The organism is Bacillus sp. GW823-FHT06A10, assembly GCF_058795375.1.
Window position 1 is genome coordinate 1532189 of record NZ_JBXAHT010000001.1, and the last position, 24701, is coordinate 1556889.

The 24701-nt window shown below is 34.7% G+C and carries 25 protein-coding genes and 1 pseudogene; 18 read left to right on the forward strand and 8 right to left on the reverse strand.

Annotated features, from left to right (window positions below; genetic code table 11):
* Window positions 1-536 (forward strand): annotated as a pseudogene (locus tag AC1Q8M_RS07915) (mucin 17-like protein); the annotation flags it as partial.
* Window positions 537-952: 416 nt separating this feature from the next.
* Here the strand turns inward: AC1Q8M_RS07915 and AC1Q8M_RS07920 are convergent.
* The 3 genes from AC1Q8M_RS07920 to AC1Q8M_RS07930 form a co-directional block, all read right to left on the reverse strand.
* Window positions 953-1213: a hypothetical protein gene (locus AC1Q8M_RS07920; RefSeq protein ID WP_098361396.1), complete on the reverse strand. Its 261-nt coding sequence runs from the start codon at window positions 1211-1213 to the stop codon at window positions 953-955.
* A gap of 386 nt (window positions 1214-1599) precedes the next feature.
* Window positions 1600-2382: a glycosyltransferase family 2 protein gene (locus AC1Q8M_RS07925; protein WP_141549503.1), complete on the reverse strand. Its 783-nt coding sequence runs from the start codon at window positions 2380-2382 to the stop codon at window positions 1600-1602.
* A gap of 179 nt (window positions 2383-2561) precedes the next feature.
* Window positions 2562-3146 carry a LysE family transporter gene (locus AC1Q8M_RS07930; protein WP_001121284.1) on the reverse strand — a complete coding sequence of 195 codons (585 nt, stop codon included), beginning with the start codon at window positions 3144-3146 and terminating at the stop codon, window positions 2562-2564.
* Window positions 3147-3260: 114 nt separating this feature from the next.
* On the opposite strand from AC1Q8M_RS07930, the gene AC1Q8M_RS07935 reads away from it, so the two are divergent.
* On the forward strand, window positions 3261-3818 hold the full coding sequence (locus AC1Q8M_RS07935; RefSeq protein ID WP_098855535.1) for a helix-turn-helix domain-containing protein: 558 nt from the start codon (window positions 3261-3263) through the stop codon (window positions 3816-3818).
* 374 nt (window positions 3819-4192) lie between these two features.
* Here the strand turns inward: AC1Q8M_RS07935 and AC1Q8M_RS07940 are convergent, their stop codons facing one another.
* Complete coding sequence (locus tag AC1Q8M_RS07940) at window positions 4193-4696, reverse strand: BclA C-terminal domain-containing protein (protein WP_098361393.1); 504 nt, start codon at window positions 4694-4696, stop codon at window positions 4193-4195.
* A 220-nt stretch (window positions 4697-4916) separates the two neighbouring features.
* Here AC1Q8M_RS07940 and AC1Q8M_RS07945 point away from each other — a divergent pair, with 220 nt between their 5' ends.
* Complete coding sequence (locus AC1Q8M_RS07945; RefSeq protein WP_492334131.1) at window positions 4917-5711, forward strand: DUF4183 domain-containing protein; 795 nt, start codon at window positions 4917-4919, stop codon at window positions 5709-5711.
* Between the two features lie 62 nt (window positions 5712-5773).
* On the opposite strand, the gene AC1Q8M_RS07950 is transcribed toward AC1Q8M_RS07945, so the two are convergent.
* On the reverse strand, window positions 5774-6064 hold the full coding sequence (locus tag AC1Q8M_RS07950) for a DUF4183 domain-containing protein (protein ID WP_001121647.1): 291 nt from the start codon (window positions 6062-6064) through the stop codon (window positions 5774-5776).
* A gap of 469 nt (window positions 6065-6533) precedes the next feature.
* Here AC1Q8M_RS07950 and AC1Q8M_RS07955 point away from each other — a divergent pair, with 469 nt between their 5' ends.
* Entirely contained in the window at window positions 6534-7832 is a 1299-nt protein-coding gene (locus tag AC1Q8M_RS07955) for an exosporium glycoprotein BclB-related protein (RefSeq protein ID WP_492334132.1), read from the forward strand.
* A 566-nt stretch (window positions 7833-8398) separates the two neighbouring features.
* On the opposite strand, the gene AC1Q8M_RS07960 is transcribed toward AC1Q8M_RS07955, so the two are convergent.
* On the reverse strand, window positions 8399-9031 hold the full coding sequence (locus AC1Q8M_RS07960) for a cupin domain-containing protein (RefSeq protein WP_000126322.1): 633 nt from the start codon (window positions 9029-9031) through the stop codon (window positions 8399-8401).
* Between the two features lie 229 nt (window positions 9032-9260).
* Here AC1Q8M_RS07960 and AC1Q8M_RS07965 point away from each other — a divergent pair, with 229 nt between their 5' ends.
* The 3 genes from AC1Q8M_RS07965 to AC1Q8M_RS07975 all read left to right on the forward strand — a co-directional run bounded on the left by AC1Q8M_RS07965 (window position 9261) and on the right by AC1Q8M_RS07975 (window position 11817).
* A complete protein-coding gene (locus tag AC1Q8M_RS07965) occupies window positions 9261-9566 on the forward strand; it encodes a luciferase domain-containing protein (protein WP_000010317.1) in 306 nt (101 codons plus the stop codon).
* 93 nt (window positions 9567-9659) lie between these two features.
* Complete coding sequence (locus tag AC1Q8M_RS07970) at window positions 9660-10970, forward strand: phytoene desaturase family protein (RefSeq protein ID WP_098683866.1); 1311 nt, start codon at window positions 9660-9662, stop codon at window positions 10968-10970.
* Entirely contained in the window at window positions 10948-11817 is an 870-nt protein-coding gene (locus tag AC1Q8M_RS07975; protein ID WP_000447145.1) for a sigma-70 family RNA polymerase sigma factor, read from the forward strand. The genes AC1Q8M_RS07970 and AC1Q8M_RS07975 overlap by 23 nt, the downstream gene beginning before the upstream one ends.
* A gap of 32 nt (window positions 11818-11849) precedes the next feature.
* On the opposite strand, the gene AC1Q8M_RS07980 is transcribed toward AC1Q8M_RS07975, so the two are convergent.
* Window positions 11850-12008, reverse strand: a complete 159-nt coding sequence (locus tag AC1Q8M_RS07980; RefSeq protein ID WP_001100984.1) for a hypothetical protein — start codon at window positions 12006-12008, stop codon at window positions 11850-11852.
* Between the two features lie 304 nt (window positions 12009-12312).
* Here AC1Q8M_RS07980 and AC1Q8M_RS07985 point away from each other — a divergent pair, with 304 nt between their 5' ends.
* The 3 genes from AC1Q8M_RS07985 to AC1Q8M_RS07995 all read left to right on the forward strand — a co-directional run bounded on the left by AC1Q8M_RS07985 (window position 12313) and on the right by AC1Q8M_RS07995 (window position 15191).
* Complete coding sequence (locus tag AC1Q8M_RS07985) at window positions 12313-12906, forward strand: O-methyltransferase (protein ID WP_002094007.1); 594 nt, start codon at window positions 12313-12315, stop codon at window positions 12904-12906.
* A 314-nt stretch (window positions 12907-13220) separates the two neighbouring features.
* Window positions 13221-14333 carry a toxic anion resistance protein gene (locus AC1Q8M_RS07990; protein ID WP_000137396.1) on the forward strand — a complete coding sequence of 371 codons (1113 nt, stop codon included), beginning with the start codon at window positions 13221-13223 and terminating at the stop codon, window positions 14331-14333.
* Between the two features lie 24 nt (window positions 14334-14357).
* Window positions 14358-15191, forward strand: coding sequence for a DUF3974 domain-containing protein (locus tag AC1Q8M_RS07995; protein WP_000008373.1), 834 nt, complete (start codon window positions 14358-14360; stop codon window positions 15189-15191).
* A gap of 57 nt (window positions 15192-15248) precedes the next feature.
* On the opposite strand, the gene AC1Q8M_RS08000 is transcribed toward AC1Q8M_RS07995, so the two are convergent.
* The gene (locus tag AC1Q8M_RS08000) at window positions 15249-16808 is read right to left on the reverse strand and encodes a glycoside hydrolase family 10-like protein (RefSeq protein ID WP_098511503.1); all 1560 of its coding nucleotides are present in this window, start codon (window positions 16806-16808) and stop codon (window positions 15249-15251) included.
* Window positions 16809-17035: 227 nt separating this feature from the next.
* On the opposite strand from AC1Q8M_RS08000, the gene AC1Q8M_RS08005 reads away from it, so the two are divergent.
* The 8 genes from AC1Q8M_RS08005 to tdcB all read left to right on the forward strand — a co-directional run bounded on the left by AC1Q8M_RS08005 (window position 17036) and on the right by tdcB (window position 24483).
* Window positions 17036-17341, forward strand: coding sequence for a PTS sugar transporter subunit IIB (locus AC1Q8M_RS08005; RefSeq protein WP_000865907.1), 306 nt, complete (start codon window positions 17036-17038; stop codon window positions 17339-17341).
* 11 nt (window positions 17342-17352) lie between these two features.
* Window positions 17353-18636, forward strand: coding sequence for a PTS sugar transporter subunit IIC (locus AC1Q8M_RS08010; RefSeq protein ID WP_098400663.1), 1284 nt, complete (start codon window positions 17353-17355; stop codon window positions 18634-18636).
* A 78-nt stretch (window positions 18637-18714) separates the two neighbouring features.
* Window positions 18715-18981: a hypothetical protein gene (locus AC1Q8M_RS08015; protein WP_090976563.1), complete on the forward strand. Its 267-nt coding sequence runs from the start codon at window positions 18715-18717 to the stop codon at window positions 18979-18981.
* Between the two features lie 22 nt (window positions 18982-19003).
* Window positions 19004-20158 (forward strand): anhydro-N-acetylmuramic acid kinase AnmK, encoded by a 1155-nt coding sequence (gene anmK, locus AC1Q8M_RS08020; RefSeq protein ID WP_044307164.1) that lies wholly within the window; start codon window positions 19004-19006, stop codon window positions 20156-20158.
* 15 nt (window positions 20159-20173) lie between these two features.
* Window positions 20174-21067 (forward strand): BadF/BadG/BcrA/BcrD ATPase family protein, encoded by an 894-nt coding sequence (locus tag AC1Q8M_RS08025; RefSeq protein ID WP_098361389.1) that lies wholly within the window; start codon window positions 20174-20176, stop codon window positions 21065-21067.
* Window positions 21068-21204: 137 nt separating this feature from the next.
* On the forward strand, window positions 21205-21753 hold the full coding sequence (gene plsY / locus AC1Q8M_RS08030) for a glycerol-3-phosphate 1-O-acyltransferase PlsY (RefSeq protein ID WP_000610838.1): 549 nt from the start codon (window positions 21205-21207) through the stop codon (window positions 21751-21753).
* A gap of 70 nt (window positions 21754-21823) precedes the next feature.
* The gene (locus AC1Q8M_RS08035; RefSeq protein WP_098256917.1) at window positions 21824-23407 is read left to right on the forward strand and encodes an aminotransferase class V-fold PLP-dependent enzyme; all 1584 of its coding nucleotides are present in this window, start codon (window positions 21824-21826) and stop codon (window positions 23405-23407) included.
* Between the two features lie 74 nt (window positions 23408-23481).
* Complete coding sequence (gene tdcB, locus AC1Q8M_RS08040) at window positions 23482-24483, forward strand: bifunctional threonine ammonia-lyase/L-serine ammonia-lyase TdcB (RefSeq protein ID WP_000632954.1); 1002 nt, start codon at window positions 23482-23484, stop codon at window positions 24481-24483.
* Window positions 24484-24701: the final 218 nt, after the last annotated feature.

The window sequence follows — 24701 nt, forward strand, 5'->3', positions numbered from 1 at the left end:
AACCGGTAGAACCAGTAGAGCCGGTAGCCCCAGTAGGCCCGGTGGAACCGGTAGAACCAGTAGAGCCGGTAGCCCCAGTAGGCCCGGTGGAACCAGTGGAGCCAGTAGAACCGGTAGGTCCAGTGGAGCCAGTAAGTCCAGTAGAACCGGTAGCCCCAGTAGGCCCGGTGGAACCAGTAGAACCGGTAGGCCCAGTAGGTCCAGTGGAACCGGTAGAGCCAGTAGGTCCAGTGGAACCGGTAGAGCCAGTAGGTCCAGTGGAACCGGTAGGTCCAGTAGGTCCAGTAGGTCCAGTAGGTCCAGTAGGTCCAGTGGAACCAGTGGAACCAGTGGAACCAGTGGAACCAGTGAAACCAGTGAAACCAGTGAAACCAGTGAAACCAATGGAGCCGGTAGCCCCAGTAGGCCCGGTAGGCCCAGTAGGTCCAGTGGAACCGGTAGAGCCGGTAGAGCCAGTATGTCCAGTAGGAGAATGTGGGAGAATAATACGGTTAATATCTAAAAGTGAAAAGTTAATGAACATATCTTTGTTTTGATAATCTATCGAAATCACCTCACTAGCATGTTTAAAGAAATAGTAAAGTAATAATTTTTATAGGTATTTCATTTCTATATTATTAATGCAACTTATTTTGGAAACAGTAAATAGCTATCCTGACTATAGGGTATTAATTTTTAACCTAAATTTTAATAAAACCTTTATTAAAGATAAAGAGCGCTTTTAAAGGCGCTCTGAGACAAGTTTCATGTTGAAAAAGGGAATTGAGGATATTATGTGCATACTGTTTTAGAATGTTGTAAATTTTTAATTAAAAATAAAAAGATCTTATAAAAATTTAAAATTTGTATTTTTAGATAGTCACCATACAATAAAATATGCTTGTTTGATATAAATGTGTGTCAAATTTACCAAAATATATTTTGGCATGCATAAGAAAATTAAAATACTTTGTTAGCAAATACTAGCGGCTTCAGTGACAGATGGTAGAAAGAGTTTACGTGGTATTGTAATAACCTCAAGCGCAATTTGCGTTGAATATAGGAGTATTGGAGTTAAATCTAAAGCGAGTGTTAAAAGTATTATGAAGCTTGTAAGAATTACAAAACTACCCCAAAAGAAACTTTTTGAAGTGTTGCGGAAATCTTTTATTAAGGAAAAGAAAGAAAAAGATGCGGTAACAATAAGAATGAAAATTTTATACTTATCAGACATTATAACCCTCCCAAAGAACAGTGATTTATATTATACCGTATTTTTCAATATTTTTATAAAAAGATTTTAAAGTGAATAATAAGAAAAAAATAAAGCCATAACTTAAAACATTAGTTTAGGTTCTATTGTTTGAATTCTTTGTTTTAGAAGGTATATAATTTGAAATTTAAAATTTTCCAAATGAATTACCATTTTTTATTTCTGATCCAACATCAGGTGCTCAATGAAATGGTATGAAAGATTATAGGCTAGTGATACGAGATTAAATAAGAGGAATCTGCGTGCAGCAAGAGTCCTAGCTCAGATTTCTACTAGAGAAAAGTATTTAGTTGGAGTTGGTATGTTAATAAAAAAAGGATGGATGTGGAAACTAAATATTCAAGACATTAAGGATAAAGGTCAGGAAATATAATTTGGTATTCTGGGAATAACCGGAGGTCCGTAGTTAAAGTTGCATAGAATTTGTATTTTGTTTCTAATTTTTCAATTGTTGTTAAGTGATGAGAACCTAGTCCACGCTGTACACTATGTTGAGAAAGAGTCGGCCCAATTTGTAATTTTCGTTTTTTCATTGGATCGTTCCATGGACTGTAAAAAAATTTAAAAATAAAAGCAGGTTCTATGTAAATGCTATAAGGATAATGCGAACCATGTCTCCCGACTCTATAGTTCCCGTGCGAATTATTGTGAATTAATCTACCGTTAAGATATAGTTGATTTGGATTAGGTTGAATTATTATGCCGTGATAACGTTGTTTAACAAGCGGAGAACTATATCTTGGATTAGTGTAGCCATAAGTCGGTTCATCAATCATCATAATCATTCTTATTGAAAACATATTGCCGCTCATAGTGTTAAGTGATTTGAAAAATTGTTCTTTATTATAACAGCACAGGAATTCTGTCGTATTTAATACCATTTTCCATCCTGTAAGTTCTCTTTCAATTTCCATAACTTCTTGATCAACTAAATAAGCATCAAATTCGAGTGATTTTGAGTTTCGTATTTCCCAATTAGGAGCGAATATTTTACAGATTTCCACTGACCGATCAGTGGATCCACGGTTAATAAGAATACCGTGATCAAATAGCTTTGTATGGTGCATTAACCACCATGGAAGTAAATATTCTTCATTGTAAAAATGAGAAATTAAAGTAGTCTTAATCAAAATCACCTCCGTATTTCACCTGCTTCTTATTTAATATGATATGGAAGGAAACCTATTGTTAGAAGGTTTCCTCTTAAAAGTTTTAAAACATATAGGGTATGTGGATGGATTAGTATATAAAGTAGTCTGATTGATGAAGAGTGGTATTAAAAAGTACAAAATCTAAAATGAGCATCAAATTAGTGTATAACGATTGAAACGGCACTGAAAACTAATAATACGGCCATAATGATGTTAAATAATTGGTTATGTTTCACTAATAATTTTTGGAATATTGAACCAAATAAACTCCAACTAAATGTACTCATTAAACCGACTACACCTAGAAATAATGAAAAAAGTATAAAACTTGAATATGAATTGTAGTAAGGGAGTATGAAAGTCGATACTACAGTCAGTCCGAATAAAATCCCTTTAGGATTAACGAATTGAAGAGAAATCCCAACTGTGAATAAGTTTTTATTATCTTTTTCAACGGGATTCGTACTGCTTTTACTAGTAAGTATTTTAATAGCTAAATATAACATATACGCTACACCTAAAATTTTTAAAGGGAATTCGATTATGGGTAAGATATTAAGTAGTACAACATTAAAGAAACTACATAAAGAAGTGAGGATGAAAAAACCAAAAGCTACTCCGAAGCAAAACTTCATGCTCCTTTTTAATCCGTGTTGATTTGCGTATGTCATCGCTAAAAAATTGTTAGGGCCGGGTGTGAAGCTACTTATAAAAACGAATAATAAAAAAGAAAATATAGGCATTTGAAAACCCCCTAATTATTTGTGTGTGTTATAATGACCGAAAGGAACAATATAACGTGTGCTTTTTATTGTACATAAAGGTCGTTATATTGTATATAGCGTGGGAGTGTTTTTATGGAAGAAATTCAACTTATATTGGCGAAAAATTTAAAAACTATAAGAGAAAAAGAAAAAATAAGTTTGGAAAAAGTTTCCCAATTAACAGGTGTGAGTAAAACGATGATTGGACAAATTGAAAGAGGAGAATCAAGCCCGACACTAACAACAATATGGAAGATTGCAAATGGCTTGAAAGTTTCTTTTACCTCTTTAATCAACAATCCTCAGCCTGATACGAAAGTGATCTTAAGAAAAGATATTCAAGTATTGTCTGAAGACAATGGAAAATATAAAGTGTATCCTTCTTTTCCTTTTCAAGATGATAGACATTTTGAAATGTATACAGTAGAAATAGAAACAGAAGGGAAATTAAGTTCAGAAGGGCATAAAGAAGGCGCAGAAGAATTTATTACGGTATTTGAAGGTGAATTGACAGTAGAAGTGAATAACTGTCAATATACATTAAATAGAGGAGATTCAATTCGTTTTAAGGCCGATAGATCACACTCTTATCGTAATTTAGGGGAATCTTTGACTCGATTAAGCATGACAATTTATTATCCAACTGCATAAGTGTGTATTTATAGTAACAAAAGATAAAACCATCTATAAGAGATGGTTTTTATTTTTTATCATTCACAAAAAAAGACACTCATCTGAGTGTCAACACAGTATTGCTCTCGCGTATAGGATTGGAGTATGTTTCTCAAATACGTATTGAGATGGTTCGTAAAAGAGAAACTGTCTTCATATTTAATGTAACATCGGTGGAAGTCAGTGTAAATTGATAATATATATACGGAAAATTTAGTATAGATAGTTTCTACTATGAATATAGTGCAATTTGTTCTTTAATGTGTCATCACTTTTATGAAATAATTGGGAAACTCTTGTTATGACAGACTTAGTATTTAATAATGTTTATTAGAAAAAGAATGAATCATTTTTTAATCGATTCGTATAATTGTTAGAGAGGCACCTGTTGAACCACCTCCAACCAAATTAACGATGGATAATACGCCGAATAATTGAAGTGAAATTGTATTACCGGCAATTAAATTATTATTATAATTTGAAGTTGATATAGCGGGAGAAAAAATAGAACCAGGAAGTGGAGTAGAAGCGTTTAATAGTAGTCTTGTTCCAGCGAGTAGAGCAGTTGTCGTATTAACTTGATAGGTTAAATAATATCTTCCGGTTACAGGAATTGTAAATATATCGTTTGAGGCGTTACCTGTAAAATTACCGAGGCTTTGGTTATTAGAAAGAGGAATATTAATTCCACCTAATATCACAGAGATGGGACCACCTAATGTATTATTAGCGAACATAGAGTTTGTTGTAACTATTGCCCCAGTATTTCTGGTAGGTCCAGTAAGTCTGTATGGAAGAATAATTTCAAGAGCTATTGATACTAGTTCTTCTATTCTTTTTTCATTTTTATCTTGAATTTAAATCACCTCATTTTTAAATTAGAATGCAATAAGTTTCGTGTTTTTGGAATGGAACTATCATTTTATTATATTAATAGTAGTAGTTAAAGCAACGGTAAAATGTTTAATAACTGTATGAATCATTTGGCAAGAAAAAAGAATAGTTATGAGAGTATTCCTTAATAATAGACTCATACTTATGTAAGTTAATTAAAAATATGTGGAATGAGGAATTAAATTGAAGCGGAATGATAAATTATCAATAAATAAAGGTAAGATAGAACCTGAGAATATTGGACCTACATTTCCAGCTCTTCCACCAATATATATTCCAACAGGAGCAACGGGGGCAACAGGAGCAACGGGGGCAACAGGAGCAACAGGAGCAACGGGGGCAACAGGAGCAACAGGAGCAACGGGGGCAACAGGAGCAACAGGAGCAACGGGGGCAACAGGGGCAACAGGAGCAACAGGGGCAACAGGAGCAACAGGAGCAACGGGGGCAACAGGAATAACAGGAGCAACAGGGGCAACAGGAATAACAGGAGCAACGGGAGTAACAGGAATAACAGGAGCAACGGGAGTAACAGGAGCAACGGGAGCAACAGGAGCAACAGGAGCAAGGGGGGCAACAGGAATAACAGGAGCAACAGGAGCAACAGGAGCAAGGGGGGCAACAGGAATAACAGGAGCAACGGGAGCAAGGGGGGCAACAGGAATAACAGGAGCAACGGGTGTAACAGGAGCAACAGGTCCTACTGGGGGGATTGGCCCTATAACAACAACTAATTTGTTATTTTACACTTTTTCAGATGGAGAGAAACTTATATATACAGATGCAGATGGCATAGCTCAATATGGTACAACGAATATACTTTCACCTAGTAAGGTTTCGTATATAAATTTGTTTATCAATGGAATTTTGCAACCACAACCATTCTATGAAGTTAGTACTGGTAAACTAACTTTATTGGATAACCAACCACCATCGCAAGGTTCTTCAATTATTTTACAATTTATTATTATTAATTAAAAAAGACAGATTCTTAATGAAAAGGAATCTGTCTTTTTTGTTCTGAATTACATTCGTTAACATTAAGTGACGATAAATTCAATTGTAATTGGAATTCCGCCGTCTAATGCATCCCCACCAGGAATTGTAATAGCACCAGTAGGACCAGTAGTAACACTGGAGTTCACGCTTGGTTGAAGAATACCGTTCACATATAAGTTGTAATACGTGAAAGTCGGAAAAGCGGTTGCAGTAGTACCCGCATCGTTTAAACAAGCTGTGGCAGCAATTGCAAAAGCTGCACCTGTACCTGTGCCGGCTCCTAGTGTAGATGTAAATCTTCTAGATGCCATAAATGGTTGAATGATAGGCAATTAATTTTCACTCCTTACAATATTTTATTAGAACGAAGTATAAAATAACTTGTCCACTATATTGTATGAGAGTTTTTTATAATAGAAACGGCTTCACCTTTATAAGGTGAGCCCAATTTTAGTAAAGAAATGTTCTTTATTTATATGAAAAAATGATGTTATTACTTGCGGAATATATGTTAATCGTAAATTCGGTTTTTTGTATTCAAATTAAAATGTGTCTTTGAACCTAAGAGATAAACGTGGAAAAATAAAATAAACTCTTAAGTTTAGGTATTTAATCTAAGCAGTCAATTATTAAAAACATATAATTAATATGTGAGTCATGAACATAATTAAATAGCGTTTGCAAGTTTAATTATATTTCATGTTTCCTATTTTAAGTCAATATATAACACATACTCTTTTACAACTTTATGATCCTTATAATAGGAAAAACTCAAATATAAAACAAGTAAGGAGGACATAAATGACAAGTAATAATTGTTTCGGTCATAACCACTGCAATAATCCGATTGTTTTCACTCCAGATTGCTGTAACAATCCACAAACAGTTCCAATTACTAGTGAGCAATTAGGTAGATTAATTACTTTACTAAACTCTTTAATTTCGGCTATTGCAGCGTTTTTTGCAAATCCAAGTGATGCAAACAGATTAGCTTTACTCAATTTGTTTACTCAACTATTGAACTTACTAAATGAATTAGCACCTTCTCCAGAAGGGAATTTCTTAAAACAATTAATTCAAAGTATTATTAATTTACTACAATCTCCTAACCCAAATCTAAGTCAATTACTTTCTTTATTACAACAATTCTACAGTGCTCTTGCACCATTCTTCTTCTCTTTAATTATTGACCCTGCAAGCTTACAACTTTTATTAAACTTATTAACTCAATTAATTGGTGCTACTCCAGGAGGCGGCCCAACAGGTCCAACAGGTCCAACAGGTCCAGGAGGCGGAGCAACAGGAGCAACAGGAGCAACTGGTGCAACAGGAGCAACAGGTCCAACAGGAGCAGGAGTAACAGGAGCAACTGGTGCAACAGGAGCAACAGGAGCAACTGGTGCAACAGGTCCAACAGGAGCAACAGGCCCAACAGGAGCAACAGGAGCAACAGGTCCATCAGGAGTAACAGGAGCAACAGGCCTAACAGGAGCAACAGGAGCAACAGGAGCAACAGGTCCAACAGGAGCAACAGGTCCAACAGGTCCAACGGGAGCAACAGGTTTAACTGGTGCAACAGGCTTAACTGGTGCAACAGGAGCAACTGGTGGCGGAGCTATTATTCCATTTGCTTCAGGTACAACACCATCTGCGTTAGTTAACGCGTTAATAGCTAATACAGGAACTCTTCTTGGATTTGGATTTAGTCAGCCTGGTGTAGCTTTAACTGGTGGAACAAGTATCACATTAGCATTAGGTGTAGGTGATTATGCATTTGTAGCACCACGCGCAGGGGTTATTACGTCATTAGCTGGTTTCTTTAGTGCAACAGCTGCTTTAGCTCCATTATCACCTGTTCAAGTGCAAATACAAATATTAACTGCACCTGCAGCAAGCAATACGTTTACAGTACAAGGCGCACCTCTTTTATTAACACCAGCATTTGCCGCAATAGCGATTGGTTCTACAGCATCAGGAATCATTGCTGAAGCTATTCCAGTAGCGGCTGGAGATAAAATACTACTGTATGTTTCATTAACAGCAGCAAGTCCAATAGCTGCAGTTGCTGGATTTGTAAGTGCAGGTATTAATATCGTTTAATTTGTTACAATGTTTAGTAGGAAATTAAACAGGGGTTTGTATATAGTCCTTCCTAATAAATTTAGGAAGGACTATATTTTTTGAGGAAATAAGTAATAAATCAATTGAACAATTACTCTTTATTAAGTTCGTATAAAAAAGTATAATTTACCCTTTCTCATTTAAGGCATAAGTTATGTAACTTTAAAAATTTCCGATCAGCAAAAAAAGATGAATTCTTTTAAAAAAGAATTCATCCATAAAATAAACTATTTATTTTTATTACAGTTACATCCTTTTTTCTTTACATAGCCTTGCTCGGCTAAGTCTCTTTGCGATTGGGAATTGGAAGATTGAGAATTGGAAGATTGAGAGGATGCTGAAGAGCTACTATTTTTATTATAAGAGTAGTTTTTTCGATAGTTATAATTACTCATAGTACTATCACCTCCGATTTAATATATAAATATTATATGTATGTACACTATCAATTGTTACTATTATTAATAGGAAGAGAACATACAATAAAAAAATCTCCTCGGTATTTTCCTAGGAGATAAATGATGATTCTTTTAAAAATTTACAAATTAATAGCCCCAGTAAAGAGGAAAGTAATAAGAATCTTGGGGATACGGATTATGTTGTTGAGGGAGGGGCTGGGTTGGGTAATTTTTCATTCCACGGTTTTGATTGCAGTTTGCCGGAGGGCCAATAACAGTAGTTGATTGAATAGGAGAAACCGCTTGTTTCCATTGTTGTTCATTGAGGCAGTAAGTATGGGCCATCATATGAGCCGGAGTTAATCTTAAAATATCAGAACCGAAAATAACTTCTGGCGCTGGGGCATTGAAAATAGCTAATAAATGAGTATTATCAGCTGTAGCAATTTCATAATGCCACCACGCTTGTGGAATGTTGGCAACTTGCCCCGGTTTTATCGGTAAGTTTAATATTTGATTCGTAAATGGATTAAGTAAAGAAACAACAGCAGACCCTGAAATACAATAAACAAGTTCAGCTGCATTTTGATGAATATGTGGTTCTACAACATTTCCTGTACTTAAATAAATATCTAATAAAGAAGTATTTTCTAAAGTGTTTAATTGTTTAATACCAAGTACATTTATATAATTTTGGGCATCTTTCCGAAAAAAATTACTTTTATTTACATCATAAGTAAAATTGGTTGAGGGGGAGGTATAGTCGATGTTGGCAGTCAATTGTATTACCCGCCTTTCTATAGGTAAGTTAGGTTACAAAATTAGGATATGTGTCTAGTCTTTGTTTTGTGCTGTTGTCGGTAGCTTAATAAATTCACTTATTCCATAAAGAATAAAGTATAAAGATTAAACTATATTCGTATTCCCATTCATACTTTGGATTGATGGAAAAAAGTAATGAAAATGTTAATTTAAAAGTACATCAATCATTTATAAGGAGTGAATGTTCATGTCATTTAGTGAAATGATTAGAAATGAAGTACTCAGCTGGGCGGGTGTTTCTGAAAAACCGCATCGATTTGGTGGTATTGAAATAAATTATGGTAAGAAAGAACTTGGCCATCTTCATGGTGATAAATTAGCTGATTTACCATTTCCGAAGTTAAAGCGAGATGAATTAGTGAAGCAAGGATTGGTAAAACCACATCACGTATTACCTGAATCAGGATGGATCAGTTATTATATAAAGAGTGAAGAGGATATTCCATTTGCAATTGAGTTATTTCGTATGCAATATGACCGAATTAAAAAGTAATGAAATAAAGTAGGGTAATAAAAATTTATTTTCATGTCACATCCCTCCTTAATCGTTCGTCTTGTATGTAGAACGATAAGGAGGGATTTTATTATGAATACATTTGATGTAGCAATTGTTGGCGGTGGGCTTGCTGGATTAACAGCATCTATATATTTAGCGAAAGCTGGAAAGAAAGTGATTGTATTAGAAAAATCCAGTCAATTCGGTGGCCGAGGGATGACTATAAATAAAAATGGAATCTGCATGAATCTTGGTGCACATGCTTTATATAGAGGCGGGGCAGCGTTTATAACTTTTAATGAGCTCGGTTCGAATCTTCCAGGTGGAATACCATCTACAAAAGCACATGGAATATGGAAAGGGGATATATTCACCATCCCAACAGATTTTCGCTCAATTTTATCAACACCACTACTTTCGTGGTCTGCAAAAGTACAATTCTCACGTCTTATGATTCGTTTAGGAAATTTAGATGTAGGAGAAGTTCCGAAAATGAGTCTAACTACATGGGCAGAAAATGAAATAAAAGATCCAATGGTTCGTAATATATTTTATGCGCTATGCCGGACAACAACATATACGTTTGCTCCTACAATACAATTAGCATCATCTGTATTAAAGCAAATACAGCTTTCTATAAAAGAAGGAGTGCTTTATGTAGATGGTGGTTGGGAGACGATAATAACAAAATTAAGAGATTTAGCGAATGATGTCGGGGTAAAATTTTTGGCTAAAAAGCATGTTTTGGAAATAGAGCATTATGAAGATAAACAAAGAATACATTGTGTTGATGATGAGGTTTTTGCAGTAGATACAGTCATCGTGACGACTCCGCCAAAAGAGGCTTGTAAAATAATAAAAGGTGCAGAAGGAACAAGTTTGCATAGATGGAATGAACAATCGGTACCGGTTACTGTTGCTGCATTAGATATTGGCTTGAGACAATTACCCAATCCTACACATCAATTTGTATTAGGATTAGATCAACCTATATTTTTCACAAATCAATCGAGAGCAGCTAAATTAAGTGAAGATGGATCAATTGCAGTGAGTCTAATTAAGTACCATAATCCTATGCTAGAGATGAATCATATTCATGAAGATAAAGAACAGTTGGAAAGTACGATGGAGTTGTTACATCCAAATTGGAAAAGAGAAGTTGTTGCACAGCAATATTTACCGAAAATAACAGTAGTACATGATTTTCCTCATATTGACCGTGTTGAAAAGCCGGGTCCTAATATACCTGAAATGCCAGGTGTTTATGTTGCAGGAGATTGGGCAGGGCATGATGAAATATTAGCTGATGCTGCGGTAGCAAGCGGGAAACGAGCAGCGTTACACATTTTAAAGCAATATGGAAGTGAGGCAGTTCATCATGGAAACGGAGCAGTTATATGAAGCGTATCAACCATTATTATTTTCGTTAGCATACAGAATCCTTGGGAGTGTTATGGATGCTGAGGATATCGTTCAGGATGTATTTATCTCGCTAAATAATATAGAAGATCCTCAATCTATAGAAAATATGAAAGCATATTTATGTAAGATGGCGACAAATCGTTCAATTGATAAATTACGATCGGCAGCGCATAAACGTAACGTGTATGTAGGGATGTGGTTACCAGAGCCACTTGTAGACGAGAGTGATGAGCCATCAAAGTCATTTATAATGAAAGAATCCCTTTCCACCGCATATTTATTACTTTTACAACAACTATCTGAGGTAGAAAGGATTGTTTTCATATTAAGAGAGGTTTTCAGTTATGAATACGAAGAAATAGCTTCAATTGTTGATAAGAGTAGTGTGAACTGCAGGAAGATCTTTCAACGTGCACGAAAAAGCATTTTGGAGAAACCGAAGCAATCAAAATTAAGCACGGAGAAAATGGCTTCTTATGTTGAAAAGTTTGTATCATCATTACAGTGTGGGGATGCGGAAGGTATGTTAGAAGTATTAAAAACAGATGCTATACTCAAAGCTGATGGTGGTGGTAAAGTTACGACTGCGATTAATCCGATTTATTCTGCGGATCGAATTATACGTTTGTTCTTTGGGATTGCACAACGATTGACAGAAGAGTACACTGTTGATTTCAAAATGGTAAATGGTATACCAGGAGTTATAGTTACAATAAATAATAAAGTAACGTATGTTCTTTCGTTTGCATTTGAGGATGAGAAAATTTCAAATATTTATATGATGGTTAATCCTGAAAAACTTATGCATTTAAATGTAAAAATATAAAAAAGCGCATTTCTTCAGAAATGCGTTTTTTATTATTTTTCTAACATTTCAAGAGGTACATCTTTTTCGCCCGCTACCTCAAATTTAATTTCCCCGTCTTCTTCATAAATACGTGTAATAATCGGTATAGTAATCATTAATTTTTTATGCTGCTTTCGTTTTCGAGCAGCATCTAAGCTAATCACGTTCATTTGTAAGCATCCTTTCTTCTGGAAATATATAAACAAAGAAAATGCGTCCGAAAAGGGCGCTTAATTGAATTTGAAATACCGATTCATTTAAATGGGGTTTATATAATTTAATAACTGCAATTTTAATATGAAATAATATGAATGGAATAATTGCACGTAGAAATTAACTTTACCAAAAAACGAAACAATATGCTATAAAAAATTATAAATCTTTGTCATATAACAGGAAAAAGGTTTTTGTTTCGCATATAATAAAAAGTAGACGGGCAGCAAGAGCTTTTTCATCATATTGCTTGGAAAGGCGATGAAAAGAATGGATACAGTAGATTCATTATTATTGCAACTTGAACAATATGGAGAAGAGCATGATCGAAATAAAAAAACAAGGGAAGAAAAATTACGGAATGTTTCTCGTGAGATGGGGCAATTTTTATCAATTTTAGTAAAAGGGTGTAATGCAAAAAATATCTTGGAAATTGGAACTTCTAATGGTTATTCTACATTGTGGTTAGCTAATGCGGTAGAAGAAACAAATGGAAATGTAACAACTGTAGAGCTTTCTTCAGAACGAGTTGGAGAGGCACTTGTCAATTTTGAAAAGGCAAACCTGTTACAAAGAATCGATATTCATAATCAAGAAGCCGGGGCATTTTTAGATTCGCAATTAGATCATTCATTTGATTTTATTTTCCTAGATTCAGAGCGCACGCAATACATGTGGTGGTTTGAGCATATAAAACGTATGTTACAACCAAAAGGTTTTCTTGTTGTTGATAATGCAACTTCTCATGCGAGTGAATTAGATGAGTTTATAAAAATGATTGAAGAAGATGATACGTTTGAAACGGTGTTATTAGCGTTTCAAAAGGGAGCATTTGTAGCTCGCAAAAATAAATAGAAGTGAGTGTAATAGAATTATCACATTGAAAACAGGTGAATGTCAAAAGATTGAGTGTAGCACGATTGAAAGAACGTAAATTATTTAGGAAATATATGAAGAATCCGCCTTCAGCATGTTGTTCTCTAGGTCTTAAGTCTGAGGAAAATTATGTTGATTACAGGTATACTTATAGTAAGAAACAGGGAATGGCTGCATAAACAGGCATTTCTAAAAAAGTCGATTTCAAGCAGTCAGAATGTATATGAAATACGATATAATTGATGAAATATAGTGCATATAAATTCGCACATATAAATAAAGGAGCGATTTTGTTGACTGAACTCGAGAAAAAAGAACCTGTATCCATTGTGAAAGATAATAATGTAGAAGTAGTAGTTGATACAGTTATAAAAGATGCAGAATTAGAGGAACTAAATAAAGAAGCGGATCTTTATGTACAAAAGTTAAATAGCGAGCAAAATACAGATTTATCAAAAGTATTGTCTCAGCTAGGAGATTTAGGGGATAAAGAGCAACAAGCAGCAGGACAAACGTTATCAGCTTTAAAACGCCCTGTAACAGCGATGATGAATGGGAAAAATGAAGAAATTCCAAATACATTGTTAGAATTACGAAAAGTGGTATCAGAGCTTGATCCCAATTCACTTAAAGCAAGTGGTATGAAGAAAATAATGTTTAAAGTATTCAAGAAAAATCCACTTGAAACATACGTGCATAAATACCAATCTATAGATAAACAAATCGAGGAAATTATTAGATCCCTTCTAATTGGTCGTGATAACTTACAAGAGGATACAGTTGGTCTTGAAATGTTAAAAGAACAATCGCACGATAAAATTCATGCTCTTGATAAACAAGTATACTTAGGGAAAAAGCTTGCTGGCATGCTTGAAGCTGAGAAACAAAACCCAGAGCGTCAAAGGGATATTCCGTTAATTAACGATGCATTAGAAAAGATACTTGTACGTACACGTAATATGCAGCAAGCGAAAAGTGTATTATTACAATCTATAGCTTCTGTAGACATCATTAAGAAAAATAACGAAAAATTAACAGAGGCAATACGTAATGCGATTACGATGACGCAAAACGTTGTAACAGTTTCAGCTGCTATTCAGCTTGCATTAACGAATCAACGTAAAACAATTGATGCAGTAAATGCGACGAATGAAGCAATTGAATCGATGGTATTAAGTAATTCTCAAGCGTTAAAACAAAATACAGAAGAAACGACGAAATTGCTTGAAAACCCTGCTATTAGCATGGATAAATTACGTGAATCATTCCAAAATGTGTTCGCTGCAATTGAAGCATCTGAAAAATCTTCAGAACGTATTATTGAGTCAAGTAAGAAGTTCGTTATTGAACTAGACACATTTAATGATGAGATGAAGCAGAAACTCATTCAGCGTCCAAGGAAATAACTGATTATTAGAGGAGGTGAACAAATGAGTTTCATTCAAACAGTACTATTACTACTCGGTACATTGCTTTTAATAGCATTTACTGTCGTTGTTTTAGTCGTATACTTCGGGCGGAAACTGTATTTTTCATGGACGAAGCCATATAAAAGAGCGCAAGATTCTCTAGATAAGATATCAAACAAATCAATACCGTTTCTACAAGAATTTACACAACATCCACTGTTTTATCGCTGGATTCGCACCGAAGGAAAGAAAGAACAAAATACATTAAATACTCTATTTTGTACATCAGGTCAACGTACGAGAGAGCAAGTCTTCTCGATGTTACCGAAAGAAAAGCAGAAAAAAGTGCATGTAATGGCAAAAACTACGAAAAAGCTTACGAATGAAGATATTGATGTGGCTGCGATGAAAGTGAAAGATTTCTTAAGACAAGAAACGCAGCAAACTGTAAAACCGACAGACTTATCATTTTACAAATTGTATTTTTATGACCGTTATCCAGACGCATTAAATGCAATTCAAGCGTATAAACGCTCAATAAATCCTTCATTACAAAGAACGGTTGATGATATTACAATTTCAGTATTAAATGCACTTCCGTACTATCAAGAGCAACGCATGTTTGAACAACAACATAAACTTGAAACATTCTTAATGAAAGATTTAACGGCCATGTTATCGTTGGTAGTACAATTACCACCTTCACAAAGACCAGAGAAGGAAGAAGAACTGAAGATCTACTTGGAAAATTTCAAAAAAGAAATGGAAGTAGTAGAGCGAGATATTCGCGACTCGATTGATCACGATTTAAATGTGAAGATGAGAGCAGCGACTGAGAAGTTTAAGAATAAATAACAAAAAGCGCCTTAAAAGCTAAATATCACAGCTTTAAGGCGCTTTTTTTATGAGGTTTTATTTTGCTCTAACGGTAGTATGACTAGAAGCCACACTTTCATTATGCAATCGATCAACTGCAGTTACGACATAGGTATACGTTTCTCCGGAAATAGCGGTTTTATCTACATAAATTTCTCCAAGTTTTGTTTTTCTTACAGTAGTAAGTAAATTTTTGGGGTTTTGTATATCCACTTCATTTTTCCCATTCACGCGGTAAATAGCGTAATAAGCAGAATCATTATCTCTATTGTCAATGATACCGATTGCAATACCTTCATCTCTTGGAATGGCGCCTTTTAAAGTCGGTTGTTTTGGTGGATCATGATCAAGCCAAGGCATAGGCGGGATTAATGCAGGATGTTTATATATGTTTTTTGAAAGTCTATCTTTAACTCCGAGTGGATTGTTATTAATATCTTTTAAGCTAAAATGCATACTACCTTTTATATCAGGATATAGCCGGTTTAATGCAATTTGTTTTGGATATTCTTCTGGATCAGACCAAGCAGGGACGGAGTTATTATTAATTTTATAGGCCGCTTGACCGATGTATAGGTGAAGCGGTTTGTTATTTGTTTCTTTAACCCACCAATCTACTAATATGTCATATGAAGCTGGGGTGAAACCTATATTCCAATATATTTGCGGTGTAATGTAGTCAATATATCCTTTTTGTATCCACTCACGTGTGTCAGCATAAAGGTCATCATAGTTTCTTTGGCCTGCGGTTGTGTTAGAGCCAGTCGGATCGTCAGCTATATTTCTCCATACGCCGAACGGACTAATGCCAAACTTTACATATGATTTTTCTTGTTTTATAGCATTATTTAAATCTTTTACAAGTTCATTTACATTGTTACGTCGCCAATCTTCTATATTTGTAAATCTACCGTTATTATATGTTTCGTACGTTTTCTGATCTGGAAATTCTTCACCGGCTACTTTATATGGATAAAAATAATCATCCATATGCAGCGCATCAATATCGTAATTTTGTACGATTTCTAAAGCACCTTCTGTTATAAATTTTTTCACTTCTGGAATACCGGGATTGTAATATAACTTTCCGCCATAAGGGACAACCCAATTGGGATGTTGCCTTGCAGGGTGATAGTTTGATAATCGATTTATATCGGTGTGATTCATCGTTATTCGGTATGGATTAATCCAAGCGTGGAATTCTATATTTCTTTTATGAGCTTCTTCAATCATAAATGCGAGCGGGTCATAACCAGGATCTTTTCCTTGTGTACCCGTAATGTATTCAGACCAAGGACCGTAATTTGAAGGATAGAAAGCATCAGCGGTTGGTTTAATTTGTACAACAACTGTATTCATACCAGTGCTTTTTACATTGTCTAATAACCTTATAAATTCTTGCTTCTGTTTTTCAATAGGTAAGCCAGTTTTTGATGGCCAATCAATATTCAGAACTGATGCGATCCATACAGCACGTAATTCATGTTTTTTGTACGTAGTATTTACTTCAGCATAAGTAGAGTGAGGGGGAATGAAAGAGAAAGGGATGAACAAGATAACGATACAACATATCATTAATAAACGTTTAACGATCATTTATACGCCTCCCTATCATATGATTATTTAAAATAATATCTGAGGCAAGGTTGACCTTGCAATAGAGAAAATTGCATATTGAAACATTAATTTAATAGGAAAAATATTTTTAATGAAATTTACTTTCATTATAACTAAATTCATTTACTACTTCATATGCTTGTTAGTAAAGTGAAACTTCCTTTCATTTGAAGGGTAATAAATTATAAGTATAGGAGGATTAATAAATGAAGGTTTTGTTCGTCTGTTCTGGAGGAATGTCCAGTGCAATTGTTGTAAACGCTTTAAAAAAAGAAGCGGAGAAAAATGGTGTGAACATGGAAGTGCATGCAATTGGAACGAATGAGGTAGAGGAAGAAGTAAAGAATGGCTGGGATGTCGTAATGGTGGCACCTCAAATAAGACACCGATTTGACTCTGTAAAAAAATTTGCAGAGGAGGAATCTATTCCGTGTGGCATCATTCCACCGCAAGCATACACGCCACTTGGAGGCCCGACTTTATTAAAAACTGTAAATGAATTAATTAGTTAGGAGGAAGCGTTATGAATAAGTTTGTCACGTTTCTTGATAAAAACTTATCTGGCCCGATGGCAAGGCTTTCTGAGCAGAGGCATCTACAAGCAATCCGTGATGGAGTTATTTCGGCGTTACCATTTATTATAGTAGGAAGCTTTTTTTTAATAGTAGCATTTCCACCACTGCCGAAAGATAGTTTCATATCGGTTTGGGCATTAAAGAATCAAACAAGTATATTGATACCATATCGTTTAACTATGTTTATTATGTCCTTATATATAGCATTTGGAATAGGATATAATTTAGCGAAAAGTTATAAATTAGATGCTTTATCAGGAGCACAGCTTGCGGTATGTTCACTACTTTTAACATTAACGCCTGAGTTAATTGATAAAAAAGGATTCATGCTTCCGATGACAAATCTTGGAGGTCATGGATTATTTGTGACGATGATCGTCTCTATTTTATCAGTTGAGATTTTAAGGTTTTGTAAGAAGAATAACGTAACGATAAAAATGCCAGAACAAGTACCACCGTCAGTATCACGTTCATTTGAAGCACTTATACCTGCAGCATTCGTTATTATTATGATGAGTCTTATTACAGTCGTTTTTAAAGTTGATTTACATTACGTTGTAGATAAACTAGCCGCACCGTTAGTAAAAGCTGGTGATAGTTACTTTGGCGTTATTATACCTGTATTTTTAATTACGTTTTTCTGGTCTTTCGGGATACACGGAGTATCAGTTGTAGGTACTGTGGCAAGGCCACTTTGGGATGTGTATTTAGGAAAGAACGGTGAAGCTGTAGCAAGTGGAGCGAGTCATTTTCCGTTTATTGCACCAGAACCGTTTTATCAATGGTTTATTTGGATTGGTGGTTCGGGTGCAACGTTAGGGCTTGTGTTAGCTATGATTATATTTGGTCGATCAAAATATTCAAAAGCATTATCGAGAACATGTATTGTCCCTGGGATTTTTAATATAAATGAACCGGTTATATTCGGTTTGCCGATTGTATTAAATCCAATTTTAATTATTCCTTTCGTCATTACCCCGTTAGTAACAGCTACTATAGCGTATGCTGCAACCGCAATGGGATTTGTAACACCAACGCATATTATGCCGCCATGGACATTACCTGCTCCAATTGGTGCATATTTAGCAACAGGTGGAGATTGGCGTGCGATTGTATTAGTTTTTATAAATATAACAATATCGTTCCTTATTTATTTACCATTCTTTAAAATATACGACAAAAATATGCTTGAAATCGAAAAGAATGGTGACGGAGAGTCGGTTAATCCTTAATCTACATGCTGTTATTTTGAGTGATAGACTTTTTGTCTATCACTTCTTTCACATTAAAACTAGAAAGGGGGAAATAGAATGAATATAAAATTTAGTTATAAAGGTGTGTTTTTATTACTATTTGGAGTGATTTGTGCAAATTTACTTTTTGTCCCTTTATTAGGCATGCTAAATCTATCACAAATGCATAGTATGTGGCTCGTTACAAGTATTGCGGCAAGCGTTTTGCTTACGGTAGTTGTTTCTTTCATTGATGGATCGTTTGCATCGAAAGCTCAGTTGTTTTTTAGATTTATATTGTTTTCGATTGGTTGTACGTTCGTTACTTACATGATTGTTTTTTAGTAAATAGGAGGTCATGCACGTTATGTATATTGCAGGGGTAATGTCTGGTACTTCATTAGATGGAATAGATGTAGCGCTCGTTCATATAGAAGGAAGTGGTGTAGATTCTAAAATCGAACTCATCCATTTTACTACTGTTCCATTTTGTAATGATATGAAAAATGAGATCCAACAAGCGTTATCAATTGAAACTTCGAATGTCCAACTTATATGTAGTTTAAATTTTAAACTTGGTTTATGCTTCGCCAATGCTGTAAAGGAAGTTTGTAAAGAGGCCAATTTTCCTTTGAGACAATTAGATTTAATAGGCTCTCACGGACAAACGATTTATCATCAGCCAAAGCAAGAAGGTAATATTCTTTCTTCAACTTTGCAAATTGGGGAACCAGCAGTAATAGCGTATGAAACGAATACGACAGTTATTTCTAATTTTCGAACGATGGACATGGCAGCTGGAGGACAAGGTGCACCACTTGTACCATATTCAGAGATTATTTTATATCGTCACCAAACTAAAAATAGACTACTACAAAATATCGGCGGGATTGGTAATGTGACTGTAATACCAAGTCAACTAAGTGAGAAGAGCGTTATAGCATTTGATACAGGTCCAGGTAATATGGTAATGGATGAAGTATGCCAAAGGTTATTTCAGTTGTCATATGATCAAAATGGTAAGATTGCAAAACAGGGGGTAGTTGTAGAAGAAATTTTGACATATTGTATGAACCACCCATTTTTGAAAATAAATCCACCGAAATCAACAGGTAGAGAACAGTTTGGAGAAGCGTTTGTGACTGAATTATTGAATCGATTTGAAAAGCATAGTAGAGAAAATATATTGGCAACTGTCACGATGTTTACAGCAAGTTCAATTGTTCATCATTATCAGGAATTTATTTTTCCGTATTATGAAATCGATGAAGTAATTTTAGGCGGGGGCGGAAGTTATAATCGTACACTTGTTGAAATGATACGATTTGGATTAAAGGAAGAAAAATGCAAAATATTTATTCAAGAAAATTTAGGCTATTCCTCAGCGGCGAAAGAAGCGATCGCCTTTGCGGTTTTAGCAAACGAAACGTATTATCGTAATCCGAGTAATGTGCCGAGCGCAACAGGTGCTAAGAATTCCGTGGTTTTAGGGAATGTAACATTCCCTCCAATATGTAAATGAAAATGAGGCGAACATATGAAGTATATGATCGGAGTAGATGGCGGGGGAACGAAGACAGAGGCAATTGCATTTGATCAAAATGGAAATGAAGTTGTAAGAGGTATGAGCAGATTTGGAAATGTATTAATAGATTTTGATGAGGCACTTTTGCATATTATGGAAGCAATTGATCAATGCCAGAAGAGTTTAATAAATGGGCATTGCGTTTGTGTTTGTTTAGGGTTAGCCGGCATAAGTGGCGCGAATACAAATAAATTAACATTACGATTAAAAAAGAAATACGGAACAGAAATTGAAATTTTTAATGATGCAATGATTGCGCATGCAGCTGCTTTAAAAGGTAAGGATGGAATATTAACTATAGGTGGTACAGGGGCAATTTGTATCGGAAAGAAAGGAGAAGTGTATGAGTATAGCGGTGGATGGGGACATATTTTAGGTGATGAGGGGAGCGGATATTGGATTGCATTACAAGCTTTAAAGAAAATGGCAATTCAATTCGATCAAGGAATCAGTCTTTGTCCATTGAGTTTGAATATTCAAAGTCAGTTTCAACTGTTGACACCGTCTCATATAAAAAGCTTAGTATATACTTCTTCTAAAGATAAAATTGCAGCAATCGCGCCATTAGTTATTCAGGCAGCGAGAAATGGCAATGATTATGCGCATGAAATTATAATGCGAGCTGGAAAGGAATTAGCAAGAATTACGGTAGATGTTTATAACAAGATGCAATTTAAGCGCTCAACTCCAATTGCAGTAAGTGGCAGTATATTGCGTTTAGTTCCTGAAATATTTGCTGCATTTAAGAAATGCTGTGAAGAAAGTATTAAAGAAATTGTATTTGTATCACAAGCAGAAATGGCAGTGAAAGGAACATATTATTTAATGAGGGATATATATTTTTAAAAATAGCGTATGAGAATTTTTGTATGATTTGTAAAAATATGATGTTAAAATGTATAAAGGGATGTATGTTAAAACGTACAATATACGTAGTAATTGAATATTGTATATGTAATCCCATGTAGAAAGTGAATGATTACATGATTAATAGTATGCAGTTTTTATATTTGATGGCTTCTTATTTAATTGGAAACATCTTGACCGCTTATATAGTAACAAAATTGAGACATAACGTTGATATCAGGGGTGAAGGAAGCGGAAATCCTGGTGCAAGAAATATGGGGCGCGTATATGGAAAAGGGTATTTCATCGCTACATTTTTAGGTGATGCGATTAAAGGGGCAATCGTTGTTACTGTTGCAAAATATCTTTTTGAAGATCCTACATTCGTAATGTTAACATTATTGGCCGTTATTATTGGACATATTTACCCAGTTTTATTTAAAGGTAAGGGCGGTAAAGGTATTTCAACATTTATTGGAGGATTAATCGCATTTGATTATTTGATAGCGCTTACCCTCATAGGCATTTTTATTGTATTTTATTTAATATTTAAAGGATTTACGAAGCCAGGACTAATTACGATTGCTTGTTTACCAATTTGTATGATTTTTTATTCTTATTCTATTGTTACGACTATTTTAAGTGGAATGATTATTGTACTTATTCTATATGTAAATCGAGAATAAAATGAATGTTTAATAAGTGGGGATAATCTCCACTTATCATTTTTTATTAAATAGATAAAGGAGATAAGGCATGGGGTTAATTTATAAAGTTGCTGATCAAGATTGGGAATTTGAAAGTATACATAAATTGAATTATAAAACTTTTGTAGAAGAGATTCCGCAACATGAAGAAACGAAAGACCGGTTTCGTATAGATCGGTTTCATGAAGAAAATACATATTTAATTTGTTTAGATGAGGATAGATTAGTAGGTATGGTCGCGGTGCGGGGAAAACGACCATTCTCGTTAGATTATAAAATTTCAAATTTAGATATTTATTTGCAAGAGCATGGAGAAAAAGTGTATGAAATTCGTTTACTTTCAGTAGAACGTGAATATAGGAATGGAAGAGCGTTATTAGGATTAATTCGTTTTCTACATCGTTATTTGCTTCTAAATGGATATGAATTGGCACTCATTTCTGCAACAACACGTGAACTAGCTTTATATGAGCAAATGGGATTCAAATCTTTCCATACGTTAGTTGGTACAGAAGAAGCAGCCTTCCAGCCAATGTATGTTACCCCTGCTATGTTTGAAGAATCGAGTGTTGGAAGTATTATGACGAAAGAATACACGTTTTTACCTGGTCCAGTAGATATTGAAGAGAATGTTCGAAAGGCATTTTCTACGCGGCCTATTTCGCATCGCTCTAAGTCATTTCAAGTGACGATGGACAATGTGAAAAAACGGTTACTTCACATGACAAAAGCAAAACATGTACAGCTTATGTTAGGAACAGGGACGTTAGCAAATGATGCAATTGCTTTGCAACTACGTTCTTTAAAAGGGAAAGGACTAGTATTAACAAATGGAGAATTTGGAAATAGATTAGTTGGGCATGCAAAACGAGCACAATTACATTTTGATACGTATAAAAAGGAAATGGGAGAGCCGTTTATTTATAACGAATTAGAAGAAATAATGACAACCGGAAATTATGAATGGCTTTGGTTTGTTCATCATGAAACATCTACTGGAATGTTAAACGATTTAAACGAGCTAAATACTCTTTGTAACGAGAATCAAATGAAACTATGTGTAGATTGCATAAGCTCAATTGGAGCAATACCAATAGACTTGAAGGATGTGTATTTTGCAAGTGGTGTTAGCGGTAAAGCGATTAAATCATATACAGGAATTTCTTTCATTTTTCATAACCACATTGTAAAAATAAACGAGGCTGTGCCGGCTTATATGGACATTGGTATGTATGAAGAAAATGAAAGCATTCCATACTCACAATCATGGAATTTAATTTATGCATTGCAAGAAGCGTTGAAGAGATTTGAAGATGAAAAGGCATTTGTAAAAATTAAAGAGACATACGATTATGTTGAAGAAGTTATTACTGATATGGGGTTAAAGCTTGTTTCACCTAAAGAACATGCCGCGAAAATTATATTTACAATTCAATTAAGCGAAGGTCAGTCTTCTAAAACGGTAGGTGATACGTTAGCTTTACAAGGATATATTGTCCATTATGAATCAGCGTATTTACAAAAGAATAACTGGATCCAAATTGTATGCCTGAATCATTATAAAGAACGTGATATGAAGAGGATGTTAAATTGTTTGCAAATGTGTTTATTTCAGAGTGGGGTACATATATAAAGACTTTTTCTTTTCGTATAAAGGAGCTACGACTTACGAAAACTTAGGAATAGAACATTGGAAGAGGTGTAAGTATGATAACTAGAAAACTACCATTACATATAGACGATATTAAAAAAGCTCACAAGATTCTAGATAGAAATGCTCGTAAAACGCCATTAGTAAAATCTTTTTACTTGACTAGTAAAACGGGCGGAGAAATTCATTTGAAATTAGAAAATATGCAATTAACGGGTTCTTTTAAATTCCGTGGCGCATTTAATAAAATGTCGCGGCTCACGGATCAAGAAAAAGAAAAAGGTGTAATTGCATGTTCAGCAGGTAATCATGCACAAGGAGTTGCATTATCTGCTCATTTACTCGGTATTAAGAGTAAAATTGTTATGCCAATTTCTGCACCGCAGGCGAAAGTTGAAGCAACTAGAGGATATGGATCTGAAGTGATTTTACATGGTGAAACCTTTGATGATGCAAAGGCAAAATGTGAAGAAATTATAAGGGAAACAGGTGAGACATACTTACATCCATATGATGATGTAGAGGTAATGGCTGGTCAAGGTACAATTGGATTAGATATTCTTGATGATATGTGGGATGTAGATACTGTTATTGTACCAATAGGTGGAGGCGGAATTATTTCTGGTATTTCTGTAGCATTAAAATCTTTTAATCCATCGATTAATATAATTGGTGTCCAAGCAGATAATGTTCATGGAATGAAGGCATCTTACGATAAAGGAGCAATCGTAGAACATTATGAGGCACCTACTATTGCAGATGGTTGCGCAGTTAAAATACCAGGGGAATTAACATTTGAAATTGTAAAAGAATTAGTAGATGATATTGTAACTGTATCAGAAAAAGAACTGGAAGTAGCGATGAAAGATTTATTACAACGTGGGAAAGCTGTTGTAGAAGGTGCAGGTGCATTAGCAACTGCTGCACTTCTTGCAGGAACAGTTGATAGTTATATAAAAGGGAAAAAAGTAGTAGCTGTTATATCCGGTGGAAACGTGGACTTACAGCGCATATCAAGTGTATGTGAGCACTTTTTTGTCGCTAATGAAGTGAAATAGTTTTATAAAAGAAGAGCTAAGAGAAATGATCTTAGCTCTTACTTTTTGTCTACCGTTTACTGTAAGTATCAATAATTTTGCTGTTTAATGAATTGTTTTATTTAAGCGCCAATTTTTACACATATCTTGAACGTTACAATAATTATTTCAATATTGTCGAAACATAAGCAGAAATTTAATATAATAGTTTTAATGTGCTAATGAGCGGTGAGGAGGGC